Source organism: Streptomyces sp. NPDC111802 (assembly GCF_055634335.1).
Window position 1 is genome coordinate 1 of sequence record NZ_JBVKCZ010000116.1, and the last position, 7791, is coordinate 7791.

Sequence of the window (7791 nt, forward strand, 5' to 3'; positions counted from 1 at the left end):
GAGGCCCGGCCGTTCAAGTGGACCAAGACCGCCGACCAGATCATCGACCGCATCTGCCGCTACTGCTCACGCATCTCCGAACCAGCTCACTAGGAAGTTGCTGTCACCGAGGAGCTCAGGGGCGTGCTGTGGTGTGGCGCGGCGCCGTGGTGCGCGGAGTCGGCCTTAGAGTGTAGCGGCCATAGGAGGGTCCTCGCAGGCGCGGGCGACCTGACGCCGCCACTGGCCGTCCTGGCGGTGAGTGAGGCTGCCAGAGCCGACCGAAGAAGATCCACTTGTCGATGTTGGCAAACTCAACGGGGTGTCGGCTCTGTGGTCGGCGTTGTCGTGTGTATGGGGTTTTGTCACCGCGAACGGCTACGCCCCCAGCGGTCTTGCCGGACATGTCGAGGGTGGAGCCGTGTTGGCCCAGTGGCGTGGGGGCGCCACCGGGCCGTCGCGCTGTTCCGGCGGCGGGAGTCGTGGGCGTCCGTGGATTATCCGGCCGCGATGTCGTCGGCGGTCTTGGCCAGGAGCGTGGCGTTCGCGTCGGTGTCGTGGCTGAGCATGAGCGACCGGCGGGGGAGTCGGCCGAGCTGGTCGACCAGCTCGGCCGCTGCGGGCGCTGCGGCCGGGGTCAGTTGGAAGATGTCGGGGTAGCGGTCCTCGGTCGTGCGGGTGAAGACGTCCGATTCGGTCAGGGCGCGGTCGTCGTCGAGAAGGACCGGGGACGCTGTGGCATTCACCGTGGGGAACAGCAGTCCGGCCGCGGTGGCTTCGGTGGCCAGGGTGAGGCCGAGCCAGGTGGAGAGCTGGTCAGGGAAGAACTGCGGCTTGAGTTCCTTGCCGGAGGGCTTCCACAGAGGCTCGCGTCGGCCGTCGCGCAGGGCCTCGGTCACACTCGCGTGCTGAGTGGGGTGGAGCTGTTCGCCAGCGAGCACCCTTTCGTGCACCTGTTCGTAGAGGCCAGTCGCATTGAGCAGGCCGAGCCCGATGGCAGCAGCCGACGGCCACGGCAGCACCCTGACGGTTCCGGACGGCTCGGTGCGGGCGAAGACGCGGTCGTTGGCGAGTAGCCCCCATCCCTGGCGGGCCAGCAGAAGAGCCGTGGTGGTCTTGCCGGCGCCCTTGTCGCCCAGGGTGAGCACGGCGCGGCCGTCCTTGACAGCGGCGGAGGCGTGAAGGACGGTCCAGCCGTCGGAGAGGAGTTGCGCGCGTACGAGCTCGCGCGCGAGGCGGGCGGCCGCGACGGCGACGGGTTCGGGGTGGTCGCCGACGATGACGAGGCGGCGTTGGTCGGCCTGGTAGGCAAGGTGTTCATCCGGCTGGACGGCGTAGGTGATGCCGTCCTGACGTGACACGAGCGTGTGAGCGTTCGCGTAGTCGGTCTCGGCAAACCCGTAGTCGCGGACGAGGGTGTGGACGTCGTCCATCCGGCCGGGGTCGGCGTCGGCCAGGACCAGGCCGCCGCCGTCCTCGGCGATGCCGCCACCCGTGGGGGCCTTGGCAGTGGTGGCGTTCCACCAGGGCCCGAAGTAGCGGCGAGACCAATCGGTGACCTCCCCCATCTGGGAGGCAACCGTCACGGTGGCGGTATCGGCGGTGATGCGGGTAGCGGTCAACGGCATGACGTTGCTCCTTCACGGTTGATCTTGCGATAGGCGGCGCCCAACTTGGCGCGGGCAGCGATAAACTGCGCGGTTTCCCGCTCGTTCAGGGTCAGGGGGGTGACGGTGGGCTGACCGGAGGTGATCTGCAACCGGATTCCGAGCCACACACCGCCGCGGTTGACGGACAGCACATCCGTGCCGTCCTCGATCGCCAGGAGCTTGCGCAGGGCGGACACCACGGCGGCGGCGGGGCCGTTGCGTACACGGCCGATCCCGGAGTTGATCCGGCGCGGCCGGTCGCGGAGCTCGGCCGTCACGACGTCGAGCGGCACCATGGTGGGCCGTCCGCTGATGGTGGTCGACGACGCGCAGATGACCGCGCTGTCGCCGTGCTCGCCGATCACATAGCCGTCTACGGTCTCGACCGGCACCCGGTGATGCTGGGCAAGGGCGAGCCGGTAGCGGGCGGTGTCCGTGGCTGAGCCGATCCCGAACACCTGGCGCGCGCGGGACAGGTCGGCGAAGTAGCGGGCCAGCACGTCGACCGGGTTGGTGACCATTACGACGATGCCCGAATAGCCGGTCAGGGTGTGGGCCCACTCGGCGATGACCGGGGCGTTCGCGGCCAGTCCGGCCATGCGCAGATCTGCGGTGCGGGTGTTGGTGAAATTAGCACGAGGGCAGATGACCAGCGCGTCAGCGTCGCCTATATCGGCACGGGTAGCGGTGAATACGCGAGGACCTCCGACGAGTTGCCGGGCCTCTTCCAGGTCCGTCACGAGGCCGCATGCGGCTTCGGGCGCGCGGGAAGTGACCAGCAGGCGGGTACACCAGGGTTCGGCAGTCAGGAGGGCGGCTACGGTCTGGCCGACAGCGCCGGCACCGATGACGCCGACCGTGTAGCGACGGGTCATCGAATGGCCGCCCGGGTCACCGTGGCGAGCGCCAGGCGCCACACCGTGTCAGGATTGGTCCCGGCGGTCAGGTTGGCGCTGACGGAGTCCAGGACCGTGCACAGGGCCGGAGCGGAGTCGACAACCGCGCGCGCGTGTTCCGGCAGTGGCAGCGCGGCCGGGGCGGCGAGATAGGTCGACAGGATGTTGACGCTGTCCATCAGCCACGTGATCATCAACCGGCGCAGCCACTGCCCGCGCTCGGCCCAGCCGATCTGCCGGGCCTGATCGTAGGTAAAGGCGTCGATACCCTCCACGACGAGGGCCGCGCGATGGACCGGCGTCGCCGTGAGCACGGCGAGCAGCGCGCGGGAGACGAGTTTCGCGGTGTCCTGGTGGGCGCCGCCGCGCGACAGACCGGGGTCGATGAACACCGGGCTTTGTTCGTCGGGACTGTCCGGGAAGAGGATGTGTTCGGGCTTCAGGTCGCCGTACACGACCAGGCGGGGGCCCGGGGCCGGGGTGAGGCGGAGTTTCAGCAGCCGGGCCACCACCGTCCCCAGCACGGCCACCACACCGCGGCGGGTGTGTTCGTCGAGCTGGTCGACACCGAGCCGGGCGACGTAGGCACGTCCGGAGATGCCGTTGAACTTCCGGCGGAACGTCGTGTCGATACCGCGCTCGGCGATCGGTGCCGCGTCGACCGCGGCAACCACTGCCGGCGACTGGAGCGCGGCGAGGCCACGCACAGCCCCGGTCATCAAGTCGGCAGTCCGGGCGGGTTCCTTGGTGATCAGGTCGAGCAGGCTTGGGCCGGTCACGGCCTCGGTGAACAGCACCCCACGCCGGTAACCGGCGCATCGGCCGACCCGGATTCCGGCGGCGTCCAAGGCACAGAGCTGGGCAGCCTCCCGTGCCAGCAGCGACGTGGGTGACGTCGCGTAGGCGACCTGCGCCGCACGGACCTGTCCCCCGTCCCCCGCGACGCCCCGCAGTACGGAGACGAGGGAGAGGCCAAGGACGGAGTCCTTCGCGAACAGCTCACGGCCGGCGAGCTGTACCCGGCGCACATAGCCGGTGACCGACGGGACGTGAGCGCCGAGCGTCACGGCCTCGCCGGGCCACTGCTGGGCCGCCGCGCGGCGTATCCGGTCGGCGGAGAGCTCGAACAGGGATCCCGGTTCGGGCAGGACGTGCGGCATGCGGAGCCTCCAACGAGGGAGAGGGACGGAAGCCGTGCGCCGCCCCTGACGGGCGGGGCGGAAGTGGGCATGGAGGGATGGAGCTGGACCGGTGGCCGGGCGGGAAGGGGACGCGCCGTCCGGCCACCGGAGATCACCAGTCGGCGCTCCCGTAGGCGAGTAGGGCGAGCACGAAGGCTGTGACCGTGACGACGAAGAGGAGTTGCGCGGCGACCTGCCGCCAGCCGATCCGGGTTTTCCGCTGCCGACGCGGCGGGGCCGCCTCTCTCAGCGCCCTGTCTAAGCCGTTGAGCGGCATCACGGAGTCACCTTCAGCTCTGCCCAGCAGCGCTTACCCCACGGGCGGGCGGCGGGGCCGAGCCGGTCGTAACCCCAGCGTTCGCTCAGGGATTCGACCATGACCAGACCTCGCCCACTCTGTTCCTCGCCCTCGGGGGTGCGCAGGTGTGGAAGGCACGCGGGTGCGCGGTCGATGACCGCGAGATAGACGCGCGTGTCGCTGGGCCGGTCGACGATGACCCGGACGGAGGGACCGCACGCGTGCCGCACCGCGTTGGCGAATAGCTCGGCCATCACGAGGGCCGCGGACTCCGTCACCTCGTCGGGTAGGCCCCAGGTGGTGCACGCCGTGCGGGCCAGACTGCGGGCCAGGGGCGCTGTCTCCTCGGTACGGGGGCGGATTTCGCTGTAGCAGGGATACCCATTCGCGCGGGGGCGGCTCGCCGTCATCGTCATGGATCACGCCTTGGTCCGGGGGCAGGGGAACCACGCCGCCCCCTCTCGGGAGATTGAGGTGGAGGGACCGACGCGGCGGTCAACTGGCCGCTCAATGCGGATCACCGAACGGCCTGTAATCACTCAACTCCGGTGCGCGCAGCGGGGTAAGGGAGCAGAGTGAAGCCACGGTTGAACAGGTTGAACACAGCTCGGGGGTTGGAATGGGACGACGACCGCGCACGCCCAATACGGCCCTTACAGGCCTGATGCAGACGGAGGCGATCGGAAACGCGCAGCTCGCGCGGCGTGTGAACGCCGTTGGGAAGGAACTCGGGGTCACGCTGCACTACGACAAGTCGAGCGTGTCGCAGTGGCTCGCCGGCAGTAGGCCGAAGCCGGAGGCCCGGCCCGCGATCCTTGAGGCGCTCTCGCGGCTCGCCGGACGGCCAGTAACGTCCGCCGAAGTCGGCTGGGGAGACGACCCGGCCGAAGAGCGCGACCCTGTATCAGGAGTGGTGGCGCTGAGCCGAGCAGACATGGACCCATCCCGCCGCAACGTGCTGACCGCGGGCATGTACGCGGCCACGCTGGTAGTCCCCACTTACGACGAGCTGACCGACGAACTGGACCAGCGCGTGAAGGAGACCAGTGCGGGGCGCACGCTGCGGATCGGGATGAGCGATGTTGAGACGGTCACCAAAATGACGGACAAGGTCGCTGAGATCTTAGACGAGATCGGTGCCGGTCACGCGCGGCCGATGGCGGCGGCGTTCATCACGAACACAATCGGGACATACCTGCGCGCCGATGCCTCGGAGCCGGTGCGCAACGCGATGCTCGCGGCCGTCGCGGACTTCGTGTACCTCACGGGGTGGATGGCGATGTACGAGACGAAGCAAGGGCTAGGCCAGAAGTACTACCGCTCCGCCCTCGATCTCGCGGCGGAAGGAGGAGACCACATCACCTACTGCCGGACCCTGCGCGGCATGTCCTTGCAGGCATCCCACCTCGGCTACGGAGGAGCGGCCTTGAAGCTCGCGGATTCCGCAGCGGAGGCCGCCCCGGCGTCCGGCCCGCGCCTGGTGGCGTTCCTGCGCGGACAGCAGGCCGCCGCCGCGGCGATGACCGGCGACCGGACCACCGCACTCTCTCGGCTCCGCGAGACGGAGACCGCACTAGCCCAGGCGGACAACCGGCGGGATGCCGTGGGCGGTTACGACGAGGCCGCCTACCACTTCCACGAGGCGCACGTCAGGTGGTCACTGAAGGACGGTCCGGGCAGCATCAAGGCCCTGCGCCGCTCGAATGCTGCCCGCAGTACCCAGGAACGGCAGGGCCGGGTGCACTGCCTCGGAGTGATCGCTGAGCGGCAGATGGCCATGCGGCACGTGGAGGCAGCCTGTGCCACATGGGATGAGTTCCTCGACGAACACCAGATGATCAGTTCCGCACGCGGAGACGAGCACCTGCGAACCCTGCGCGCGCAGCTCAAGCCTTACGTCTCGCTGCCGGTCGCACGCACCCTCGGCGAACGGGCGCGCGAGGTCGCCAGGCTCAAGGCAACATGACTCCGATAAGGGAACGGATGCGGTCCATCGTGCGGCCATGGCCCACCAGGCCCACGGCGAGGTACGCCATAGGAGCGGCCGCGCCAACGAGGTTGGCACATACCCCCGGGACTCGACTACTTATGCCACCTCATTCGGGTCACGTGGATGTGCTAGGCACGCTGGAGTCGACCTGAGGCGATCAGCTGCCGGTTCCCCGGGCTGTTCGAGGGGCGCGGCCAGATCCTGGAGGCCGCGCCGGGTTGCCATGCCTTGCCCGGCGCGCGGTCCTTACGCGTGCATGATCACCGTCAGGATGTCGCTCGGCCGCAGTGGGGGCCAGGGCTGCGACGGCTGGGGGCCGCGCCCGATTGCCACGGGCGTTGGAGCGCGGGGCTCGTCCGGCGTGGAGGCTGGCGCGCAGACGGCCAGTTTCTCGGGGGTATCTCAGCTGGTGGTCAAGATCCAAAGCAAGCGGCACCCACGGACTGCGATCAGAAGCGGTGAGCGCACGACCACTGCGAACTCGGTAGTGGTTGCGCCGTAGGCCTCGCGTGCTACTGCCGTTCACCTCGCGAGATCCCGTCCGCAGGTCACAGCCGACGGCACGGTCACCCCGTGCGTGCTGGGCCGCTTCCTCGCCACGGGGAACGCGAAAACCGGCGGGCTCGCTACGGTCTTCTTCGGGCGGCAGTGGATGGACACTGCGGCCAGCATCCCCCGTCGGCCCGCGCCGGCGGGCTGCACCCCGGCCGACTCCAACGACTGTGACCCGGCCAACACCGAAGCCTGCGACCCTGCTTACTGACGCAGAGAACGGACTAGCGATGAAGTGGGTGCAGCACGCAAAGCGCCTGGCGGACGAGGTCGTGCGGCCGGAGTCTCGATGGCACTCCGCCGTGGCCGAAGTACCGCGACACAACTTCGTGCCCCGCTGGTGGGAGAGCACCGGAGACGGTATCTGGATCCTGCGCGACGGCCCCAGCGACCCCCAGGCCTGGCTTAAGGCCACGTACACCAATCAGACGTTGGTGACCCGCGTCGACGCGTGCCACGCCGACCGCGCCCTGCCTGAGGATGTCAGCATTGCCATCGACGGCACCCCCACCTCGTCGTCGACGCTGCCCGGCCTCGTCGTGCAGATGTACCGGCACGCGATGATCGCCGACGACTCCACGGTGCTGGTCACCACCGGGACCGGTTACGGCACTGCCCTAGCCTGTGCCCGTCTTGGCGATGCTCAGGTGACCAGCATCGACGTGGACGCTGAGCTAGTGAACATGGCAACGGACCGGCTCGCGCTGTACGGGTATCGGCCGCAGACGTCCGTGTGCGACATCACTGAGGAACTGCCCGGCACGTACGACCGGATCGTCGCCACCGTTGCCGTGCGGCCTGTGCCCGCCTCCTGGCTGTGTGCTCTGAGGCCCGGCGGGAGGATGGTCACGACGATCGCCGGAACCGGGCTGATTCTGACTGCCGACAAGACCAGGGACGGCGGAGCCACCGGTCGGATCGAATGGGACCGGGCTGGATTCATGCCGACCCGCCACGGCGACGACTACGACCACCGTGCAGGCGAGGTCTGGAAGGAGGTTGAGAAGGCCGACGGAGAGGAGGTCACCACCAGCCGGTACCCGCTGCTGTACCCGCCGGACTCGTGGGACGTGATGTCGATGCTCGCGCTGTACGAGCCCGACGTCACCTACCGGCGTAAGCGGCGCTGTCAAGTTGCCTGCGAGTGAGGTGAGTTGAGGCAATGTGATGGTGCGCGGGTGTCGTGAGTGGCACGGCGTTCAGCCGTGCGCGGGCGCCCCGGTGACGGTCTTCCAGATGCGGAATC

7 protein-coding genes are annotated in these 7791 nt (G+C 69.0%); 2 read left to right on the forward strand and 5 right to left on the reverse strand.

The features are described from left to right. Nucleotides 1–476: 476 nt before the first annotated feature. The 5 genes from ACZ7NC_RS43715 to ACZ7NC_RS43735 form a co-directional block, all read right to left on the reverse strand. On the reverse strand, nt 477–1607 hold the full coding sequence (locus tag ACZ7NC_RS43715) for a hypothetical protein (protein ID WP_471497617.1): 1131 nt from the start codon (nt 1605–1607) through the stop codon (nt 477–479). Continuing rightward, nucleotides 1598–2503 carry a lactate/malate family dehydrogenase gene (locus ACZ7NC_RS43720; protein ID WP_471497619.1) on the reverse strand — a complete coding sequence of 302 codons (906 nt, stop codon included), beginning with the start codon at nt 2501–2503 and terminating at the stop codon, nt 1598–1600. The genes ACZ7NC_RS43715 and ACZ7NC_RS43720 overlap by 10 nt, the downstream gene beginning before the upstream one ends. Continuing rightward, a complete protein-coding gene (locus tag ACZ7NC_RS43725; RefSeq protein ID WP_471497621.1) occupies nt 2500–3684 on the reverse strand; it encodes a phosphotransferase in 1185 nt (394 codons plus the stop codon). The genes ACZ7NC_RS43720 and ACZ7NC_RS43725 overlap by 4 nt, the downstream gene beginning before the upstream one ends. Before the next feature lie 133 nt (nt 3685–3817). Next, a complete protein-coding gene (locus ACZ7NC_RS43730) occupies nt 3818–3982 on the reverse strand; it encodes a hypothetical protein (protein WP_471497623.1) in 165 nt (54 codons plus the stop codon). Then, nucleotides 3982–4419 (reverse strand): ATP-binding protein, encoded by a 438-nt coding sequence (locus ACZ7NC_RS43735; protein ID WP_471497625.1) that lies wholly within the window; start codon nt 4417–4419, stop codon nt 3982–3984. Before ACZ7NC_RS43735 ends, ACZ7NC_RS43730 begins: the two co-directional genes overlap by 1 nt. Nucleotides 4420–4622: 203 nt before the next feature. Between ACZ7NC_RS43735 and ACZ7NC_RS43740 the strand changes: the two genes are divergently transcribed. Both ACZ7NC_RS43740 and ACZ7NC_RS43745 read left to right on the forward strand, forming a co-directional pair. Continuing rightward, nucleotides 4623–5969 (forward strand): hypothetical protein, encoded by a 1347-nt coding sequence (locus ACZ7NC_RS43740; RefSeq protein ID WP_471497627.1) that lies wholly within the window; start codon nt 4623–4625, stop codon nt 5967–5969. Nucleotides 5970–6979: 1010 nt separating this feature from the next. Then, nucleotides 6980–7693, forward strand: a complete 714-nt coding sequence (locus ACZ7NC_RS43745) for a methyltransferase domain-containing protein (protein ID WP_471497629.1) — start codon at nt 6980–6982, stop codon at nt 7691–7693. Nucleotides 7694–7791: the final 98 nt, after the last annotated feature.